The following is a 20,333-nucleotide window of genomic DNA, read 5'->3' as shown; positions in this document are numbered from 1 at the left end:
TTTACTCTCTGAACAAGACAAACTAAAATGGAAGAAAGAATTTAAAGGGTTCTTTATTATATCTATGGAATAAACTTTTAAAATTCCTTATAAGGAATGATTTATTTTAAAAATGCTTTGGACGTAGAAGGGCTACGCTCAATATAAACTTCTCGCCCAATTCTTTCCACAAAAAAACCCAACACTTTCGTGTCAGGTTTTATTTGCTCCTCTTCTTGGGCTCGAACCAAGGACCCTCTGATTAACAGTCAGATGCTCTAACCAACTGAGCTAAAGAGGAAGGTTAATTATATTTATTTTTAAGCTTCTCGATAATTTCAGGATACTTTTTTAAGTTCTGAATATATCTTTTGCTTTTCATTTTCTTTATATGTGTTTCTATTTTTCTAGCTTGTGTTCTTGAATTACATTCAATTTTATAATACAAAATCCAATCTTTTGTTTGTTTTGTATAGCCTGTTTCATAGAAACTCTCATTGTGTTGTTTAATTCTACTTTCAATATCTATTGTCTCTCCTATATAGAACGAATCAATAGTTTTAGAATAAATGATATAAACACAATACATTTCAAAATTTAAAGAACTTCTTTTACTCTAACCTCCCGATAGTTATCGGGATGAGCTAAAGAGGAAAATTTTTTCGCTTTAGCGAGCGCAAATATAAAATATTTTTTTAATCCTAACCAAACGATACTATACTTTTTTAGAACAATTGTTTAATTAGTTATCGCCTTAAAAATATCATTACCATTAGCAAATAATACTAAAGCTATTAAAATAAAGAATCCTATAACTTGTGCACGCTCTAAAAACTTTTCGCTAGGCTTACGTCCAGATACCATTTCAAACAGTAAAAACATAACGTGTCCACCATCTAACGCCGGTATTGGCAATAGATTAAGAATAGCTAACATTATAGATAAAAATGCCGTTATACCCCAAAAATAAGACCAGCTCCATACACTCGGAAACTGATCATATATGGCTTTAAAACCTCCTAAGCCTTTCACAGCTTCAGTTTTAGGCGTAAAAATTGCTTTTAGCTGAGCTCCATAATTTACTATGGTTTTTACAAATTTGTCTGCGCCAGCACCAAAGCTTTCTCCAAAAGTATATTCTCTTCTTATAACATCGTAATACCCTAGCTCTTGAAACTTATTAGGGTTAATCGATCTAAATACTCCTACAGTTCCATCGTTACCTACTTTTAATGCTCTAGATAGAGTTTCATCTCCTCTAAGCACGTCTACATTTACTGTTTGACCCTTGTAGTTTTTTAATTCATTTTTAAATTGATCAAAAAATGGTAACTCTTTCCCGTTTATACCTGTTATAATATCATCTTTAATTAAGTCTGCAGATTTGTTTAAGGAAGTATCTGCCACTTTACTTACTATAAATGGGTAACGGTATTCAAACAAATCTTTATTCCCTGAACTTGATAATTGCCCTAAAAAGTTATCAGGTAAATCAATGACTTGTTGAGATCCGTTACGTTCTATGGTTATAGTCTCAGCAGAAATAATATACTGACCTATTTCAGAATCATTTTCTATAGAATTATCATTAATGGCTATAACTTTATCTCCTGTTTTAAAACCTAGATCAACCAAAACAGGGTTTTCAATCCAATAACCACCTTTTAAGCTATCTATTTTAATATCTGTATCACCATAAATGAACGACATAAAAACATAAATAACATAAGCTAATATAAAATTCACCGTAACACCACCAAGCATTATAATAAGGCGTTGCCATGCTGGTTTAGAACGAAACTCCCAAGGTTGTGGCGGTTGAGCCATTTGCTCCTTATCCATACTCTCATCAATCATCCCAGCTATTTTAACATAACCTCCTAACGGTAACCAACCAATACCATATACTGTTTCTCCTATTTTCTTTTTAAACAGTGAATATTTTACATCAAAAAAGAGATAAAATTTTTCAACTTTAGTTTTAAATAGTTTTGCAGGTATAAAATGTCCTAACTCATGCAGCACAATAAGCAAGGATAAACTAAGTAAAAATTGAGATATCTTTATTACAAATTCCATGTATTCATTTTCAAATTTCGATTGACAAAAGTAAGCTTTTCAATGCATTTAGAAAACAGTAATGTCTCTATTCATCATTTTTTTAACTTGGTTTTAATGTGCTTTATATTAAATACTTAAAATGCCTTGTAATTACTGTTAAAAATAACGTTGTAATTATAGATTCATTGTAACTTTGCAGCTCTATAAATTGTCTGTTTATGTCATTTTTAGCATTTTTTAAAGGTTATAAATATTTTGCCATTGCATTCTCTGTATTATGTGTTGTAATTATTGCTGTTATTTATACTATTTTAAATGTAGAACAACCATTACCTATATTTCAACCTGAGATGGTTAATGATGAAATGGTTGACGAAACTATTAGGCACAAAAGCAAGTACCATACTATTTCTGATTTTAGCTTAACAAATCAAAACGGAGAAACGATAACTCAAGAGACTTATAAAGATAAAATATACGTTGCTGATTTTTTCTTTACGACATGCCAAACGATATGTCCTATTATGACAGATCACATGTATCAAATACAAAAAGAAATTATGGACGATGATGAGGTAATGCTATTATCGCACTCCGTAACTCCGACTGTAGATAGTGTCCCTGTTTTAAAATCATATGCTAAACTCAAAGGGGTTAACGATACTAAATGGAATTTGGTTACAGGTAATAAAAAACAAATTTATGAGCTTGCCCGTAAAAGTTACTTAGCTGTAAAAACGGCTGGTAATGGAGATACTTATGATATGATACATACCGAAAACTTTATGCTCATCGATAAAAAACGACAAATTAGAGGCTTCTATGATGGTACTAATCCTGAAGATATTGATCGCCTTCTAGATGATATTGAAACTTTAAAATCTTTTGGAGGGTTTTAACAAAACTTTACTTTAAAAAAAAGCTCCTGCCTTTCTCTTACTGAATAATTTCGTTTATTTTTGCTTCTTTAAAATCAGTCTAAATAAAGATGGGATTAACAATTGCCGATTTAAAAAAAGGAGAACGTGGAATAATTACTGATATTTCCTCTAATGATATTCCTCTAAAACTCTTAGAAATGGGTTGTTTACCTGGCAACGAAGTGCAGTTAGTTCAAGTAGCTCCTTTTGCAGATCCCATGTACCTCAATATAAACGGAAGCCACCTAGCCATAAGAAGAGAGACTGCCGCATTAGTATTAATTGATAAGTTATTAAATGAGTAAACAGATTAATGTTGCTTTAATTGGTAACCCTAATACAGGAAAAACGTCAGTGTTTAATGCGCTTACTGGCTTAAATCAAACCGTTGGTAATTATCCCGGTATTACTGTTGAGAAAAAAGAAGGACTTTGCAAGTTGCCTCGTGGTGTAAAAGCACATATTCTAGATTTACCTGGAACCTATAGCCTTAATGCGTCATCTTTAGACGAAAATGTTGTTATTGAACTTTTACTTAACAAAAACGATAAGGATTTTCCAGATGTTGTAGTATTAGTTAGTGATGTGGAAAATCTTAAGCGAAATTTATTGCTTTTTACACAAATAAAAGATTTAGAAATCCCTACTATTCTGGCAATAAACATGTCAGATGTAATGAAAAACAAAGGTATTTCTTTAAACATTCCTGAGCTTGAAAGACAATTAAACACCAAAATTGCATTAATCAGTACACGAAAAAACACAGGTATTGATGACTTAAAACACCTTATTTCAAATTATAGAGATCTTTCAATTGAACCCTGTTTAAATGCTTCAACAATTGATGTTGAATATTTTGAACGTTTACAAAAAGCATTTCCAAACCAACAACTCTACAAACTTTGGCTAGTCATTACTCAAGATGTAAATTTTGGGAAAATGACACGTCAAGAGATGGACGTGTTTCAGTTTAAAACAAAATCTGAAGTCGAATTAAAACGTCTTCAACAAAAAGAAACGATAAAGCGCTACCAGTTTATTAATGGAGTTTTAAAAGAAGGACTAACAATTGACGCTTCTAAAGCTACAGGATTACGCGCAAAATTCGATCGTGTTTTAACGCATAAGATTTGGGGTTATGTTATTTTCTTTGCTATTCTATTAACTATTTTTCAGGCCATTTACGATTGGGCAACTGTGCCCATGGATTTTATAGATGCGCAGTTTGCTAATCTATCGGAATGGGTAAAACACACTTTACCATCTGGTGTATTAACAGATCTTATTGCCGAAGGTATTATTGCTGGTATTGGTGGTGTGGTTATTTTTATTCCACAGATTGCATTTCTATTTCTGTTCATTGCCATTTTAGAAGAAAGCGGTTATATGAGCCGAGTTGTATTTCTTATGGATCGTATTATGCGTCGATTTGGCTTGAGTGGTAAAAGTGTTGTGCCTTTAATTTCTGGTACGGCTTGTGCTATTCCGGCTATTATGGCCACGCGTAATATTGAAAACTGGAAAGAGCGTTTAATCACTATTCTTGTCACTCCATTTACAACCTGTTCTGCGAGATTACCTGTTTATATTATTATTATAGGTTTGGTGATTCCTAACAACTATTTTTTTGGATTAAGTTATCAAGCTTTGGCACTTATGCTCTTATATATTATAGGGTTTTTAATGGCCATATTTTCGGCTTACGTTTTAAATAAAATTCTAAAAACAAAAAGTAAATCTTTTTTCGTCATAGAAATGCCGAGCTACAAACTACCGCTTTTAAAAAATGTAGGCCTAACTGTACTTGAAAAAACAAAGACTTTTGTCTTTGAAGCTGGACGAATAATCTTAGCTATTTCTGTTATTATTTGGGGTCTTGCTTCTTACGGACCAGGAGAATCTTTTAATAATGCAGAAACCATTGTTGCTGCCGAAAATCCTGAATTAAGCGGAATAGCTCTAGACGATGCTATTGCTTCCCATAAACTAGAACATTCATTTATAGGTATAATAGGAAAAACTATAGAACCCGCAATAAAACCTTTAGGCTACGATTGGAAAATAGGGATTGGTATAGCAACCTCATTTGCTGCTCGCGAAGTCTTTGTTGGTACTTTGGCAACTATATATAGTGTTGGTAGCTCAGAAGAAGATGAAAATACCATACGAAATAGAATGGCATCAGAAGTTCATGCCGATGGCAGCAAAATTTTTACCTTTGCTTCTGGTATTTCCTTGCTATTATTTTATGCTTTTGCTATGCAGTGCATGAGTACTTTAGCCATTGTAAAACGCGAAACTAACAGTTGGAGATGGCCAATGATACAATTAGGAAGCATGACAGTCATTGCTTATTTAGCTGCTTTAGTTGCATTTCAATTTTTAAAATGATTATCTTGTTAATCCTTAAATGAAAGCAATTCTATCCATAACGACCAATATATTATGAATGATATTATTCAAACCATATTAGTAGTTCTTATTATTGGTTATGCCACTTGGTCTATAATCCGCAAATTCTTTTGGAAACCTAAGCGTAAAGCTTCTAAAAACTGTGGTAACGACGGTTGCGGTTGCCATTGAGTTTTATTCTTTATGATCTACAATAGAAATTTTAAGTTTATAATCCTGTTTTAAAATGACTTCTGTAGCCTTTGGATAAGGTTCTAAGTCAAAAGCAGTTATTTTTAAGTCTTCTGAATTATATAAATTTCCACTATTTGGCATATAACCTGAAGGAGTAAAGGTCAATTGTTGTTCTAAAATTCTTTTTCCTAAATAATAGACCTCAACATCGACATCTACCTCTCCTGTCCTAATACATGTAACTTCTTGTGGACACCTAGAGTCAACTCCAACTGAGGCCATTTTTATTTCAAAATCATTATATGTAAAATGCTCTTTTATAGAGATCTCATAAACTTTCCCTTTATCTAGTGATTGATATTCTTGTGCAGAAATAGTAACACAGAAAAAATATAATATGTTAAGTAATACGTTCTTCATACTTAAAAGACTTTAAATCTATATAAATGTCACAAAATATTCAATAAAATCAATCTAATATATATTTTTAGTTACATTTGCAAAATATTTAAGCAAGCTTAAAAATTAAATCAAGCAAATAAAAATGTCTGTAGCTATTGAGAATTTTGTAAAGGCCATTTACAATAACGAAAAACAAGATATTACCAATACCAAACCTGGCAATATTGCTAACAAATTAGGGATATCCAACGCTGCTGCCACTGATATGGCAAAAAAGTTAGCTGCTAAAGGTTTACTTAATTATGAAAAATATCAAGCGCTGCAATTAACAGATGCTGGTGAAAAAATGGCATTAAATATTGTCCGTAAACATCGGTTATGGGAAGCATTATTACATAAAATGTTTGATATGTCGCTTCATGAAATTCATCGTGAAGCTGAACTACTAGAACATGAAACTTCAGATTTTTTAGCCGAAAAAATTAGTGAATATCTCGGCCATCCAAAGTTTGATCCGCATGGAGATCCTATACCAAATGCCAATGGCGAAATTACCACCATAGATACTTCTATTGCATTAATAAATGCTGAAGAAAATAAAACTTATGTCATTTCTCGATTAATGAGTGAAGACAAAGAATTCTTTGAGTTTTGTGCTTTAAATGGCATAAAATATGGGAATAAGATTTCTATTGTCAAGCAATTTCAAAATTCTAAAATGACACAAATTATCATTAATACAAATACTATTATTCTAAACCAAGATTTTACCCAAATTATTTACGTCAATGAAATCAATTAAACTTTTAATAGTTGTAATCTCTTTTATTGCAAGCTTTTCGAGTTTTGCTCAAACTGATAATCAAGCAGATTTAGGCCCACTAATTACTGATCGACCAGATGCAACGGAATCGCCAACTGCTGTCCCTATCGGATTTTTTCAAGTAGAAACCGGGGCATTTTATGAGAGTTTTAAAGACAATAATATAGAGTTAAGCGACTTTACGTATAACACCATGTTAATTCGCTATGGTCTAATTAAAAATTTAGAATTACGTTTAGGCTGGGATTATACTAATAGCTCTGTAGAATTAAATGGTAATGAAATTTTTTCTGAAAGCACATTTTCACCCTTACTTCTCGGAGTAAAAGTTGGTATTGCTGAAGAGAAAGGATTCCTTCCTGAAGTTGGTTTATTATTGCATCTAAACTTACCTTTTACAGTAAAAGACGAATTTAGACCAGATAATACTGGTGTTAATTTTAGATTTTCTTTTGCACACACTTTAAATGAAAAATCGAGCTTATCTTATAACATCGGTGCTGCATGGGGAAATGATTCACCAGAAGCTACTTACCTATATACTCTAGCTTATGGCTATAGTATTACCGATAAAATTGGTGCTTATGTTGAGGTTTATGGCGATTTTCCTGAAAACAGTTCCGCCAATCATTTATGGGATGCTGGTCTCACGTATTTAGTATCCAACAGCGTGCAATTAGACGCTACAGTCGGAACTAGTTTTACTGAAGGACAAGACATACTACTAAGTGCTGGTATAAGTTTTAGAATTCCTAAAAAATAAAATTTAAAAAATGAAAAAAATACTAATTATAGTCCTACTTAGTTTAGTTTTTACTTGTAAAAACACAACCGAATCAAACGGAAAACCTAATGTTGTTACCACAACAAGTATGATTACTGATGTTGTAAAAAATATTGGTGGCGATGCCATTAATTTACAAGGCTTAATGGGAAGCGGTGTAGATCCACACTTATATAAAGCGAGTGAAGGAGATGTTTCAAAACTAGCCAATGCAGATCTCATTTTCTATAACGGACTTCACTTAGAAGGTAAACTCGTTGAAGTTTTTGAAAAAATGGAAAGCCAAAATATTACAACAAAAGCCATCGCTGAAGTTATTGATAAAAATACTTTAATAGGGTCTGACTATTTTCAAAGTAATTACGATCCTCATATTTGGTTTAATGTTGCCTATTGGAAACAAGCTGCTGAGTTTGTAACTAGCGAATTATCCACTTTAATTCCTGAGCAAAAAGTGTTGTTTAATACTAATTTAGAATCATACATAGCTAAACTCAATGCATTAGAAAACGAATTAAAAACAAAAATTGAAGAACTTCCTCAAGACAAAAGAATATTAGTTACCGCACATGATGCTTTTAATTATTTTGGAAAAGCATTTGGTTTTGAGGTCGTTGGATTACAAGGTTTATCTACAGCTACAGAAGCTGGTGTTCAAGATGTACAAAAATTAGCGGCTTTTATCATTGAAAAAAAAATCAAAGCTGTTTTTGTAGAAAGCTCTGTTCCTAAACGTACAATTGAAGCTTTACAAGCTGCAGTAACGTCTAAAGGTCATGATGTAACTATTGGAGGCACTTTATATTCTGATGCACTTGGCAATGCTGGCACAATTGAAGGCACGTATATAGGCATGTTTAAATATAATGTGAATACAATTGTAAATGCGTTGAAATGAATTAGCAGTTAGCAAAAAAACACATTTCGACATAGTCGAGAACTATTTACAGTAGTTTATTGAATAAAGAAGGTCTCTACTACACCTTAACAGACGAAACAATTATGAAAGATAAAATAGCAGTAAAAGTAGATGATTTAACTGTAGCATATAACTACAAACCTGTGCTTTGGGATATCGATTTAGAAATTCCCGAAGGTGTGCTTATGGCTATTGTTGGACCTAACGGAGCTGGTAAATCAACACTTATAAAATCTATTTTAGGGATTTTAGATCCTATAGCTGGTAGCATAAGCATCTACGACAAACCCTATGAAAAACAACGTGCGTTAGTAGCTTATGTTCCACAAAAAGGAAGCGTAGATTGGGATTTTCCGACTACTGCACTAGATGTTGTAATGATGGGAACTTACGGGAGTTTAGGTTGGATAAAACGTCCAGGTCAAAAACAGAAAAAAGCGGCGCTTGAAGCTTTAGAAAAAGTAGGCATGCTACCTTTTAAAGGTCGCCAAATCAGTCAACTTTCAGGTGGGCAACAACAACGTATATTTTTAGCTAGAGCATTGGTGCAAAACGCTTCCATTTATTTTATGGATGAGCCTTTTCAAGGAGTTGATGCTACCACCGAAATTGCAATCATTAATATTTTAAAAGAATTACGAAAAGCAGGAAAAACAGTTATTGTTGTTCATCACGATTTACAGACTGTACCCGAATATTTTGATTGGGTAACTTTTCTAAATGTAAAAAAGATTGCTACTGGTCCCGTAAAGGATATTTTTAATGATGATAATTTAACGAAAACCTACGGTATTAATTATAAAGTAAGTGTGCAAGAATAGCTTTTTAGTTAACAGTAAAAGCAGTCTCAGTATACAATAAATCTAATAATGTTACTTAGGATAAGATTTCTTCTCGATAGATATCGGGATTCACAGGAATAACAAAAATGGATATAAAAGAATACATACAACTAGTTTTTTCGGATTACACACTCCGAACCATTACGCTCGGCACAGCAATTCTAGGCGCTGTTTGTGGTATGCTAGGCAGCTTTGCTGTACTGAGAAAACAAAGTTTATTAGGTGATGCTATTTCGCACGCAGCACTTCCAGGTATTGCCATTGCGTTTTTAATTACTGGAGCCAAAGACAGCAATACACTTTTAATTGGAGCTTTAATCAGCGGGCTTATTGGTACATTTTGGATTAGAGGTATTATTACCAAAACACACTTAAAATCTGATACTGCCCTAGGTTTAATATTATCACTGTTTTTTGGTTTTGGAATGTTATTATTAACCTACATCCAAAAACAACCCAATGCCAATCAAGCAGGTTTAGACAAATACCTTTTTGGTCAGGCAGCAACATTATTAGAAAGTGATGTCTGGATGATGGCTATTGTTACAGGGATTTGCTTATTGATTATGCTTCTATTTTGGAAAGAATTTAAAATTCTATTATTTGATGCCGACTATACCAAAACCTTAGGATTTAATACTAAAATCATTGATATCTTAATTACTAGTTTTATTGTATTGGCCATTGTTTTAGGATTACAAACAGTCGGTGTTGTATTAATGAGTGCTATGCTTTTAGCACCTGCGGCTGCTGCAAGGCAATGGACCAATAGTTTAGCGGTAATGGTATTTTTAGCTGCCGTTTTCGGAGCTTTTTCAGGAGTGTTTGGCACTGCTATAAGTGCGAGTCAAAACAATTTATCTACCGGACCAGTCATTGTATTAGTTGCTGGAGTATTCGTGATTTTTTCATTTATCTTTTCCCCAAGTCGTGGGTTATTATTTAAACAAATACGATTTATTAAAAATCGTCGCGATTTACAACTTCATAAAACGTTAGCTTTTATGTATAATATTGCTGAAACACATGAAGATATTTCGCATCCGCATGCTATTAGAATCTTAAATAATTTTCAAGGCTATACTAAAGGCACACTTCAAAAATTGGTAGAAAAAGATTATGTGAAATTAAATGGAAACCTATGGAGTTTAACTGACCTAGGATTCAAAACCGCTGCAAATCTCTATAACCAACAAACCAGAAACAATGAGTAGCGCACAAATAGAAATACAAATAATAGCGAGTTTGGTAGCCATTGCCTGTGCTATTCCTGGTACGTTTTTAGTACTCCGTAAAATGGCAATGATTAGTGATGCTATTAGCCATTCTATATTACCAGGGATTGTGGTTGGATTTTTCATTACTCACGATTTAAATTCTCCAGTACTAATTTTACTAGCTGCATTAACAGGCATCATTACTGTTGTTCTTGTGGAATACATTCAAAAAACAGGATTGGTAAAAGAAGACACTGCTATTGGCTTGGTATTTCCTGCATTGTTTAGTATTGGTGTTATTCTTATTGCAAAAAATGCCAATGATGTGCATTTAGATGTCGATGCGGTATTATTAGGCGAATTGGCTTTTGCACCTTTTGATCGTTTAGTTATTGGAGGCACAGACATAGGGCCGAAATCTCTATGGATTATTGGCTGTATACTATTAGTAACAATAACTTTATTATTTGCCTTTTTTAAAGAACTTAAAGTGAGTACGTTTGATAAAGGATTAGCAGCTTCTTTAGGGTTTTCTCCCGTGATACTGCATTACGGTTTAATGTCTGTTTCGTCTGTAACTACTGTTGGTGCTTTTGATGCTGTAGGTGCTATACTGGTTGTAGCTTTAATGATTGCTCCAGCAGCGACTGCCTATCTATTAACTACTGATTTAAAGAAAATGTTAGGATTAGCCATTGGGTTTGGTGTGTTTAGTGCTATACTTGGGTATTGGGTTGCGCATTGGCTAGATGCGTCTATTGCGGGTTCTATTACTACAGTTCTTGGATTACTGTTTTTAATGGTCTATCTATTTGCGCCTAGCAAAGGCATTATTGCTGTGTTGTATAGAGAAAAACAACAACGTATAGAGGTTTCTTTATTAACATTTTTATTACATTTAAAAAACCATAATGAGGAAGAAGAACGCCATGTTAATCATCTCAACGAACACATTAACTGGCAAAAAGTTCGTTCTAAAAGTGTTTTAGAATTGGCACAAAAAAATAATATGATTTCTATCACTGAAAACATTGTTTCATTAACTGAAAAAGGGAACGAATTTACCTCTAAAGCCATCGATTATATCATTACTAATGAAGATACTCAAATCGAAGACATGAAAGATGATTTCTTTTTGTTTAGAGGGTAATTATCTAGCACAATTAGCACATAGTAAACTCTACCTAAAAGAGTTTTAGTTTTAATTATTTTAGGATCTATTTTTGTCCCTGTTAGTTTAATAGCTAATACTCAAACATATCGAAACTTAATGTCTAAATTAAAAAAGCAAGGCTTTTTCTCTAATCTCGACTATTATTTTTTATAATATTGTATTATGGAACTATTTGATTACCTAACAGGAAAGATCGGATTGATGATCTTAGGGTTAATCGCCCTATTTGCTTTGCTTTATAGAAAGTATAAAACACAACGTTATTTTAAATATATAGAAAAGCAACGAAAAGATAAAAATGGTAAACCTTAAGTTTACTTAAATCCGCGCTCTTTTTGTATATGCTCATAGGCTTCTTGTACCTGCCTAAACTTGGCTTCTGCTCCTTCTTGATGTTCTTCTCCTAAATGGCCTAAACGATCTGGATGATATTTCTTAGCCATCTTTCGATATGCTTTCTTCACCTCATCATCAGAAACCGATTTATCAATTTCTAAAACCTTATACGCATTATTAATACTGCTATAAAACATGGCTTTAATACTCTCATAATCTCTATTATTAATACCTAAGTAACCAGACATGGTATAGATTTGGCGTAACTCATCTTCTGTAACAATACCATCAGCTTTAGCTATCCCAAACAAAAAGTGAAGCAATTGCAAACGCGATGCGTGATCCATCATTTGTTTTATTTGCATACAAACCTGACGCATAGAAACATTCTGCTTACTTACACGCTTAAATAACTCAAAAGCATGATTAGCACGCTCTTTGCCATACATGTTGGTAAACTGTTGACGTACAAAATCGAGTTCGCGTTGATCTTGTTTACCATCGGCTTTAATAATTATAGATGCTAAAATAAGTAGGCTAACTTCAAAGTCGCCAGACTGTGTTCTAGGACGTTTCTGTGGCCTATTATACGGATGAGATTGTCTTGTTCGTTGTCTAGATCTCCCTGTTTGACGTTCACCAATTAATGGACCTTTATTATCTGTAGCATTATCCACAAAACTACCTAATGCCATACCAATTATAGCACCAATTGGCCCACCAAACGACCAACCTAATGCCGCTCCTATCCATTTTGAAAAACTCATTCTTTTACCGATTTTTTATCAATGTGTAAATATACTATGTTAGTCTGTATTTTTGAATTTTGTTACTTTTTTAATGTTTAAAAATCAATAGAAAACACTAATGATACCATTTAAACTGTTAACTAAACTCATAGCATTAAGGTCTAATTTTTACATATCTTTGCATCATTAAACATGATTATAAAAAAATAAAAATATGTATCCAGCAGAATTAGTAAAACCAATGCGCGAAGATTTAACTAACGTAGGTTTTGAAGAATTACAGACAACAGATGCTGTAGATAATGCCATTGCAAAAGAAGGAACAACTTTAGTTGTTGTAAACTCTGTTTGTGGATGTGCTGCCGCAAATGCTAGACCAGGAGCTCGTATGAGTTTAGAAAATGCAAAACGTCCTACAAATTTAGTCACTGTTTTTGCAGGTGTAGATACTGAAGCTACAAACCAAGCAAGACAACATATGATTCCTTTTCCTCCAAGCTCACCGAGCATTGCTTTATTTAAAGATGGAGAGTTAGTACATATGTTAGAGCGTCATCATATTGAAGGTCGTCCTGCAGAATTAATTGCAGAAAACCTTACTGATGCTTATAACGAGTATTGCTAAAAAAATAAGAAAATATCTTAATTTTTAAAGAATTAAACCACGGTTTTTATCGTGGTTTTTTAATTTTACGGCATGGTAAAACTAATTGCTTATCCACTAACTGTTATTTACTTTCTATGCTTTGGCTTAACCTTAGTCATCTTTCATCCTATCCAATGGTTTTGTTTTAATGTTTTTGGATATAAAGCGCATAAAATTAGTGTAGATGCTTTACAGTTTTTCTTAATTCGCTGCCTTAATGTTCTTGGTACGCGCATTACATTTAACAATCCGCATAGTATCTCTACAGAGCATTCTTTAATTGTAGTCTCTAATCATCAAAGTATGTATGACATTTCGCCAATAATGTGGTACATGCGCAAGCATCATATTAAATTTGTAAGTAAAAAAGAATTAGGAAAAGGGATTCCGAGTGTGTCTTACAATCTACGCCATGGAGGTTCGGTACTGATTGATAGAAAAAACCCAAGGCAAGCTATTGTGGCGATTAGTAAATTTTCAAAATATATTGCTTCAACCAATAGAGCTGCCGTTATTTTTCCTGAAGGAACTCGAAGCAAAGATGGCGCTCCTAAAAAGTTTCAAAACAAAGGTTTAATTACACTTTTTAAAGGCATTCCTAATGCTTATGTTGTGCCAATTACTATTAATAATTCATGGAAATTACTTCGTTATGGCAAGTTTCCGATGGGAATTGGTGTACATGTGAAATTTAAAGTGCATTCCCCTATTAAAATTGATACCTTTGCTGACCCGCAAGAGTTAGCAAACCTTGTTGAAAAAACCATCACTGAAGATATTCAGTACTAAAACCTATTTATGTCCTTAAAAAATGTTCGTTTAGAAGTTATGCAACATCTCGAAAAAGATGTTGATGGCTTAATTGAAAAATATTTAATTCCTATTGAAAAAATCTGGCAACCTACTGATTTTTTACCAAATTCTGAAAAAGATACGTTTACAGAAGAGGTAAAAGAAATTAGAGAATTGTCTAAAGAATTACCGTATGATTTTTGGGTCGTTTTAGTTGGAGATATGATTACTGAAGAAGCTTTACCGACTTACGAATCTTGGTTAATGGATGTTGAAGGTGTAAACCAAGTTGATAATGGCGGTAATAGCTGGAGTAAATGGGTAAAACATTGGACCGCTGAAGAGAACAGACATGGTGATGTGCTTAATAAATACTTGTATTTATCAGGTAGAGTTAACATGAAGGAAATTGAAAAAACCACTCAATATCTTATTGCTGATGGTTTTGATATCGGTACCGACAGAGATCCTTATAAAAACTTTGTATATACAAGTTTTCAGGAGTTAGCCACTTATATTTCTCATAACCGTGTTGCTAAAATGGCTAAAGAAAAAGACAATAAACAATTGGCTAAAATGTGTAAAATTATTTCTGGAGATGAGATGCGTCACCACCATGCATATTCAGAATTTGTAGAACGTATTTTTACTGTAGATCCGAATCAAATGATGATGGCTTTTCATTATATGATGAAACAAAAAATAGCCATGCCTGCTCATTTTTTAAGAGAATCTGGCAATAAAATTAGTACTGCTTTTGAAGAGTTTTCTAATACCGCACAACGTATTGGAGTTTATACCTCTTTAGATTATATAGAGATTTTACAAAAACTTATTGACCGTTGGGATATTAGCAATATTAACAATCTTAATGAAGAAGCAGAAAAAGCAAGAGATTATTTAATGAAATTGCCTTCACGTATGTTGCGTTTAGCAGATCGATTAGTTATTCCAGACAATTCATTTCAATTTAAATGGGTGAATCCTTAATAGTCAATGATAAATGGAACGCATTTCTATCATAGAGCACACTAAAACTTTTGTGAAAAACGCATTAAAAGATGCTGAAGGTGGTCATGATTGGTTTCATACTCTAAGAGTATTTAATAATGCTTTACTTATTTCTGAAAACGAAAACGTAGATATAGAAATTGTTTCACTTGCTGCTCTACTGCATGATATTGCTGATAGTAAATTTCATGATGGTGATGAAACTGTAGGTCCAACAATAGCACGTAAATTCTTGTTTAAACAAAATGTAGATAGCTTAATTATAGAGCATGTGGTTGCTATTATAGAAAATATGTCTTTTAAAAACTCTTTAGACTCAGAGGATAAATTTACCTCTTTAGAATTGCAAGTCGTACAAGATGCCGATCGATTAGATGCCATTGGAGCTATAGGTATTGCACGTTGTTTTAATTATGGCGGGTTTAAAAATAGAGCGCTTTATAATCCTGAAATTGTTCCAAACCTCAACATGAGTAAAACCGAGTACAAGGCATCTAAAGCGCCAACAATCAATCATTTTTACGAAAAGTTATTGTTAATTAAAGACCAAATGAACACTAAAACTGGAAAACGAATTGCTGAAAAGCGTCATGAGTTTATGGAAGATTATCTTAAACAGTTTTATGCTGAGTGGAATGGTGAAAAGTAGTTTCTCATTTTTCAGGAAGAAAGTATATTAAGATTCTTCGCTTTGCTATGAATGATATATGAAAATTTAAATACCGTTCTATTAAGGCTTTCAATCAGATAAATCAAAACAACCGCATCTGTCCTGTTTTATACTGCTCATGCAAATCGCAATTTAGTTTAGGCATTTGTTTTCCTTTAAAGTATTTTGATCTTGCTAGACGAACCATAGTGTTAATTTGTTCTGCTATTTTTCCTTCTCCTCGCATGCGTTTTCCGTAACGACTTTCATTAAGTGTTCCTCCATGGCAATCTTCTATTTGATGTAGTACTTTATCTGCACGGTCGGGCATAGTTTTTCTAACCCAATCTGTAAAAATTTCGCCAATGGCACCATTTAATCGTACAATAGTATGTGCAATAGATAATGCTCCGTGTTCAGCAACCGTTTTTGCTAATGGTAAAATTTCATGACTATTAATTGACGGAATAATAGGCGCTAACATCACATTAACAGGAATGCCGTTTTCACTTAAAATTTTTACCGTTTCTAATCGTTTTTTAATAGTTGCTGTACGTGGTTCTAAAACACGTCTGGTTGTTTCAGATAATGAAGTGATAGATATATTAACGCCTATAAGATTCTCTTTAGCTAATGCTTTTAAAAGGTCTAAATCTCTAAGAATAAGCGCATTTTTTGTAATAATACCAACTGGGTGTTTGTATTTTAAAAACACTTCCAAACATTGTCTCGTAATTTGAAACTGTTTTTCGGCAGGTTGGTAACAATCGGTATTTCCAGACATAACAATCGGATACGCTTTCCAAGTCTTCTTTTTCAAAAATGCTTCTAAAAGTTTTGGTGCATCTTTTTTTACAAGTATGCGTCGCTCAAAATCTAGTCCTGCACTATAGCCCCAATACTCATGGCTATTACGTGCATAACAGTAAATACACCCATGTTCGCAGCCTTGATACATATTCATAGAATACGCCATACCAACATCTGGACTCGTTACTTTATTGACAATTGTTTTTGGAAAAACAGGTAAGTATAGCGTTTTATTTTTATCGGCAAGTTCTCCTTCTTTTTGGCAATATTCTAAAAAATCATCGCGCATTTCGTAAGACAATTCAAAAAAACGATTGTGGACGTTCTGTTGGGCACCACGACCCTTAATTATAGATTTTGAGCTCATAAATGGACAATTAAAAAGTGAAACTTGAAAAAGTAGGACTTTAAAATTACCTATTATTAGTTCTAAATAGTGTTAATAACGGATTTGGTTATTCACAAGTTTTGTAGGAAGAATTGTGTTATTTTGGATTAGACACCTCTTTTCTAAAAAGAAGTAAGCTTATTCCTAAAGCAAGTAAAATATGTCCCACAACAACTAATATCCTATTATCAAGAGCAAACGAACCCAATGCATTTGTGATAAGACTTAAAAACACGAGAAAAACCCCTACAGGTTGTTTTTTAATTAATTTACTTGCATGAACTGCCAATCCTAAATAAAATAAAGCTGGACCAATAGTTACAAAGGGGATACGAATTGAAGGCTTACTCATAATTTGACGAATCAAGTTTTCCATTCCTGCATAGTCTGTCCCGTAACTCCACCATAAAAAATCAATAGTGGATTGACCTATAAGAGCAACTACTCCTAAAGAAGTTAAAATAGTCGCTGTATTACTAAACATATTATCTGAAAACACATGGTTTAAAGACAATGAAAAAAGAACTCCTAGTAGTAACAGCCAATGTGCATAATCAATAGGCTGCTGTGTTTGTATAAACTCGTTACCTTTTAAAAGTAATAACTGATTAATTATTAGAAAAATGAGTCCCGTTATTCCTATGATTTTTAGTTTCATATATTAATGTGATTTTATTAGATTCTAATTTAATCCAACAAGCTTTATATTAAAACTATTTCATCTTGAACTGTAAATATCTAATGATGAATTGTATTCTTTTTTGTCTTATTACATCTCTGTTAAGTCTGTATAGTTGTTGTTTTTATTACTAGCATTATAATTAGTAAAAAACAATTACAAAAGTGATCACTCTCCTGGAAACTCCGCTCTACGTTTTTCTAAAAAAGCCGTAGTGCCTTCTTTAAAATCAGCAGTGCCAAAACAATTACCGAATTCTTCAATTTCAGTAGTATAACCATTAACTCCATCTTTAAAGTTGGCATTAACTGCTTTAATCGCAGATCCAATGGCAACTGAAGAATTTCGCATAATCTTACTTGCAATCTTATTAGCAGTAGGTATTAAATCTGCTAGTTCAGTAACATGATTAACCAAACCATAACTCAGTGCTTGGTTAGCATCAATCATACCTGCTGTCATTACCATTTCCATAGCGCGACCTTTACCTACTAATTGCGGTAAACGTTGCGTACCTCCATAACCAGGAATAACCCCTAAAGACACTTCTGGTAATCCCATTTTAGCATTAGAGCTCGCTAATCTAAAATGACATGCCATTGCCAACTCTAATCCGCCACCTAGCGCAAAACCATTTACGGCTGCAATTACTGGCGTGCTTAAATTCTCAATAAAATCGAATAATAATTCTTGTCCTTTAGCTGCAAGTTGTTCTCCTTGTTTTACAGAAAAATCAGCAAATTCACTAATATCAGCTCCTGCCACAAATGCTTTATCACCACTTCCTGTAACAATAATAACCTTTGTGTTTTTATCTTTATCTGCTTCTGTAAATGCCTCGTTTAATTCATTTATAGTAGCTCTATTTAATGCATTTAATTTTGTAGGTCTATTGATTGTAACTGTTGTGATTCCGTTTTCTGTAACTGTTAAAATGTTATCGTAAATCATTGAAAAAATATTTTTTTATTTCCGTAAAACAGAAACCCATATTGATTAATTGTTATTATACTTTAGGAAAAGTTACCGTAAAGATTGTACCTTCTCCTAATTGAGATGTAAAGTTAATACTTCCTTGGTAGGTTTCCACAATATTTTTAATCATTGGCAAACCTAATCCCATACCACTAGATTTTGTTGTGAATTTAGGTTCAAATACTTTGGGTTTATTCTCTTCACTAATACCAGAACCATTATCCATAACTGTAATTTTTACAGTTGTTTCATCACTAAACACATTGACTTCTATTTTAGGGTTTTCTGATGTTTCTGGTATAGCTTGAATACCATTTTTAACCAAGTTTGTCACCACTCTAATTAGTTGAGTTCTATCAAAATTTGCTATAATTTCTTTTTCTTCTGTGATAAAAGAAATATAGTGTTCGTTAAAAATATCTAAGGCTAACTTTACAATATGAACGACGTTGAGTTCTTCACTTTGTTGCGCAGGCATTTTTGCAAAGTTTGAAAATGCAGAAGCTATAGAGCTCATCGTGTCTATTTGTTGAATTAGAGTATTACTATATTCTTCAACTTTTTTATGTATGTTTTCATCATCAGGATTAAATTTTCGTTGAAAACTTTGCACACTCAAACGCATTGGAGTTAACGGGTTTTTAATCTCGTGTGCCACTTGTTTTGCCATTTCCCTCCATGCTTGTTCTCGCTCACTTGTAGCCAATTGTACGGCACTCTCTTCAAGTTCATCAATCATGCTATTATAAGAATCAACTAACGTTGCAATTTCTTGACTAGAAGATTCTATCTCTATTCTTTTATTGCGTCGCTCTAACCGTGTCTGATTCATTTTATCACTAATGGTCTTCAATGACCGTGTTACATATTTTGATATAAAATAGGCAAATACAATCGCAGCCAAGATCATAAACAGATAGGCATAACCTAAACGTCTTAACAGTTGATTCCGTTCTTTGTTAAAGAAATCATCGTCTTCTAAATAAGGTAAATTTAAAATGGCTATATTCTTGAACTTTTCGTCTGTAATATAAGTGTATGACGATTGAAATGTCTGTCCGTTTTCTTCATTTTTAATAACATATCGATGCTCTACAGTGTTAGATAATGCATTAAGCACATCGGCATTAAGGCAATTATTAATAGAATCATCTAAAAGGATACCCTTAGATGTTTTTAGCAAATCGCCTTCTAAATCGTATAAGTTAATTTGAAGCTTGTGAATGGTTGCAATATCAAAAATTTCCGTCTTAAAAATAAGTGGAATATTTTCTTTGCTAACAGGGTATGTTGTTTTCCTAATCGCTAAATTAATACTTCGCTGTATTGCTGCCTCTTTACGCAATAAACGTTCTCTATGGTAGTCCGTAGCTTCTTCATTATATTGGTATATCGTTACAGCCGCAATAAGTACAGATGCAATAAATACTAGAAGTATCATTGCTATAAAAATACGTGCTCGTAAAGACAGTTTTTTCATTTTCATTGAAATGCCCGATAAACGGGTAGCATTAAATTTTTAGTTTTTAAAAAACTAAATATAGCAATAATCAAACCAAAAAACATTGCGTGTAAAACTCAAATACCAAAT

Annotated in this window: 23 protein-coding genes and 1 tRNA gene; 15 read left to right on the top strand and 9 right to left on the bottom strand. The window is 32.9% G+C overall.

Annotation, left to right across the window (positions count from 1 at the left end; translation table 11 throughout):
* Positions 1-206: 206 nt before the first annotated feature.
* The 3 genes from K8Z87_RS11535 to rseP all read right to left on the bottom strand — a co-directional run bounded on the left by K8Z87_RS11535 (position 207) and on the right by rseP (position 2,058).
* Positions 207-280, bottom strand: a tRNA-Asn gene (locus tag K8Z87_RS11535).
* A gap of 3 nt (positions 281-283) precedes the next feature.
* The gene (locus K8Z87_RS11530) at positions 284-568 is read right to left on the bottom strand and encodes a GIY-YIG nuclease family protein (protein ID WP_227477716.1); all 285 of its coding nucleotides are present in this window, start codon (positions 566-568) and stop codon (positions 284-286) included.
* Positions 569-717: 149 nt separating this feature from the next.
* Positions 718-2,058: an RIP metalloprotease RseP gene (gene rseP / locus K8Z87_RS11525; protein WP_227477715.1), complete on the bottom strand. Its 1,341-nt coding sequence runs from the start codon at positions 2,056-2,058 to the stop codon at positions 718-720.
* Between the two features lie 200 nt (positions 2,059-2,258).
* Between rseP and K8Z87_RS11520 the strand changes: the two genes are divergently transcribed.
* From K8Z87_RS11520 to K8Z87_RS11505, 4 genes are all read left to right on the top strand, one after another.
* On the top strand, positions 2,259-2,939 hold the full coding sequence (locus K8Z87_RS11520) for an SCO family protein (protein WP_227477714.1): 681 nt from the start codon (positions 2,259-2,261) through the stop codon (positions 2,937-2,939).
* A gap of 89 nt (positions 2,940-3,028) precedes the next feature.
* Entirely contained in the window at positions 3,029-3,265 is a 237-nt protein-coding gene (locus K8Z87_RS11515) for a FeoA family protein (protein WP_227477713.1), read from the top strand.
* Positions 3,258-5,351, top strand: coding sequence for a ferrous iron transport protein B (gene feoB / locus K8Z87_RS11510; protein WP_227477712.1), 2,094 nt, complete (start codon positions 3,258-3,260; stop codon positions 5,349-5,351). The genes K8Z87_RS11515 and feoB overlap by 8 nt, the downstream gene beginning before the upstream one ends.
* Before the next feature lie 54 nt (positions 5,352-5,405).
* Positions 5,406-5,543: a FeoB-associated Cys-rich membrane protein gene (locus K8Z87_RS11505; protein WP_227477711.1), complete on the top strand. Its 138-nt coding sequence runs from the start codon at positions 5,406-5,408 to the stop codon at positions 5,541-5,543.
* A gap of 3 nt (positions 5,544-5,546) precedes the next feature.
* Here K8Z87_RS11505 and K8Z87_RS11500 read toward each other — a convergent pair whose 3' ends face one another.
* Positions 5,547-5,966 (bottom strand): hypothetical protein, encoded by a 420-nt coding sequence (locus K8Z87_RS11500; protein ID WP_227477710.1) that lies wholly within the window; start codon positions 5,964-5,966, stop codon positions 5,547-5,549.
* A gap of 124 nt (positions 5,967-6,090) precedes the next feature.
* Here K8Z87_RS11500 and K8Z87_RS11495 point away from each other — a divergent pair, with 124 nt between their 5' ends.
* The 7 genes from K8Z87_RS11495 (at position 6,091) to K8Z87_RS11465 (ending at position 12,019) form a co-directional block, all read left to right on the top strand.
* Positions 6,091-6,750 carry a metal-dependent transcriptional regulator gene (locus tag K8Z87_RS11495; protein ID WP_227477709.1) on the top strand — a complete coding sequence of 220 codons (660 nt, stop codon included), beginning with the start codon at positions 6,091-6,093 and terminating at the stop codon, positions 6,748-6,750.
* The gene (locus K8Z87_RS11490; RefSeq protein ID WP_227477708.1) at positions 6,737-7,534 is read left to right on the top strand and encodes a transporter; all 798 of its coding nucleotides are present in this window, start codon (positions 6,737-6,739) and stop codon (positions 7,532-7,534) included. Before K8Z87_RS11495 ends, K8Z87_RS11490 begins: the two co-directional genes overlap by 14 nt.
* A gap of 10 nt (positions 7,535-7,544) precedes the next feature.
* The gene (locus K8Z87_RS11485; protein WP_227477707.1) at positions 7,545-8,453 is read left to right on the top strand and encodes a metal ABC transporter solute-binding protein, Zn/Mn family; all 909 of its coding nucleotides are present in this window, start codon (positions 7,545-7,547) and stop codon (positions 8,451-8,453) included.
* Between the two features lie 104 nt (positions 8,454-8,557).
* Positions 8,558-9,295, top strand: a complete 738-nt coding sequence (locus K8Z87_RS11480) for a metal ABC transporter ATP-binding protein (RefSeq protein WP_227477719.1) — start codon at positions 8,558-8,560, stop codon at positions 9,293-9,295.
* 107 nt (positions 9,296-9,402) lie between these two features.
* Complete coding sequence (locus tag K8Z87_RS11475; protein WP_227477706.1) at positions 9,403-10,530, top strand: metal ABC transporter permease; 1,128 nt, start codon at positions 9,403-9,405, stop codon at positions 10,528-10,530.
* Positions 10,523-11,683 (top strand): metal ABC transporter permease, encoded by a 1,161-nt coding sequence (locus tag K8Z87_RS11470; RefSeq protein WP_227477705.1) that lies wholly within the window; start codon positions 10,523-10,525, stop codon positions 11,681-11,683. Before K8Z87_RS11475 ends, K8Z87_RS11470 begins: the two co-directional genes overlap by 8 nt.
* A gap of 186 nt (positions 11,684-11,869) precedes the next feature.
* Entirely contained in the window at positions 11,870-12,019 is a 150-nt protein-coding gene (locus K8Z87_RS11465) for a hypothetical protein (protein WP_227477704.1), read from the top strand.
* A gap of 2 nt (positions 12,020-12,021) precedes the next feature.
* Here K8Z87_RS11465 and K8Z87_RS11460 read toward each other — a convergent pair whose 3' ends face one another.
* Positions 12,022-12,810 carry a TerB family tellurite resistance protein gene (locus tag K8Z87_RS11460; protein WP_227477703.1) on the bottom strand — a complete coding sequence of 263 codons (789 nt, stop codon included), beginning with the start codon at positions 12,808-12,810 and terminating at the stop codon, positions 12,022-12,024.
* A gap of 196 nt (positions 12,811-13,006) precedes the next feature.
* Between K8Z87_RS11460 and K8Z87_RS11455 the strand changes: the two genes are divergently transcribed.
* From K8Z87_RS11455 to K8Z87_RS11440, 4 genes are all read left to right on the top strand, one after another.
* On the top strand, positions 13,007-13,417 hold the full coding sequence (locus K8Z87_RS11455; protein WP_227477702.1) for a BrxA/BrxB family bacilliredoxin: 411 nt from the start codon (positions 13,007-13,009) through the stop codon (positions 13,415-13,417).
* A gap of 72 nt (positions 13,418-13,489) precedes the next feature.
* A complete protein-coding gene (locus K8Z87_RS11450) occupies positions 13,490-14,227 on the top strand; it encodes a lysophospholipid acyltransferase family protein (protein WP_227477701.1) in 738 nt (245 codons plus the stop codon).
* A gap of 9 nt (positions 14,228-14,236) precedes the next feature.
* Positions 14,237-15,220 carry an acyl-ACP desaturase gene (locus K8Z87_RS11445; protein ID WP_227477700.1) on the top strand — a complete coding sequence of 328 codons (984 nt, stop codon included), beginning with the start codon at positions 14,237-14,239 and terminating at the stop codon, positions 15,218-15,220.
* 13 nt (positions 15,221-15,233) lie between these two features.
* Positions 15,234-15,890 carry an HD domain-containing protein gene (locus K8Z87_RS11440; protein WP_227477699.1) on the top strand — a complete coding sequence of 219 codons (657 nt, stop codon included), beginning with the start codon at positions 15,234-15,236 and terminating at the stop codon, positions 15,888-15,890.
* Between the two features lie 103 nt (positions 15,891-15,993).
* On the opposite strand, the gene K8Z87_RS11435 is transcribed toward K8Z87_RS11440, so the two are convergent.
* From K8Z87_RS11435 to K8Z87_RS11420, 4 genes are all read right to left on the bottom strand, one after another.
* Positions 15,994-17,067, bottom strand: coding sequence for a PA0069 family radical SAM protein (locus K8Z87_RS11435; RefSeq protein ID WP_227477698.1), 1,074 nt, complete (start codon positions 17,065-17,067; stop codon positions 15,994-15,996).
* A gap of 118 nt (positions 17,068-17,185) precedes the next feature.
* Positions 17,186-17,746 carry a hypothetical protein gene (locus tag K8Z87_RS11430; protein WP_227477697.1) on the bottom strand — a complete coding sequence of 187 codons (561 nt, stop codon included), beginning with the start codon at positions 17,744-17,746 and terminating at the stop codon, positions 17,186-17,188.
* Between the two features lie 189 nt (positions 17,747-17,935).
* A complete protein-coding gene (locus K8Z87_RS11425; RefSeq protein WP_227477696.1) occupies positions 17,936-18,718 on the bottom strand; it encodes an enoyl-CoA hydratase/isomerase family protein in 783 nt (260 codons plus the stop codon).
* 55 nt (positions 18,719-18,773) lie between these two features.
* Entirely contained in the window at positions 18,774-20,228 is a 1,455-nt protein-coding gene (locus K8Z87_RS11420; protein ID WP_227477695.1) for a sensor histidine kinase, read from the bottom strand.
* Positions 20,229-20,333 lie beyond the last annotated feature (105 nt).

The organism is Winogradskyella immobilis, from assembly GCF_021887715.1.
GTDB classification, from domain to species: Bacteria; Bacteroidota; Bacteroidia; order Flavobacteriales; family Flavobacteriaceae; genus Winogradskyella; species Winogradskyella immobilis.
This window is presented reverse-complemented; position numbering and strand designations above follow the sequence as displayed.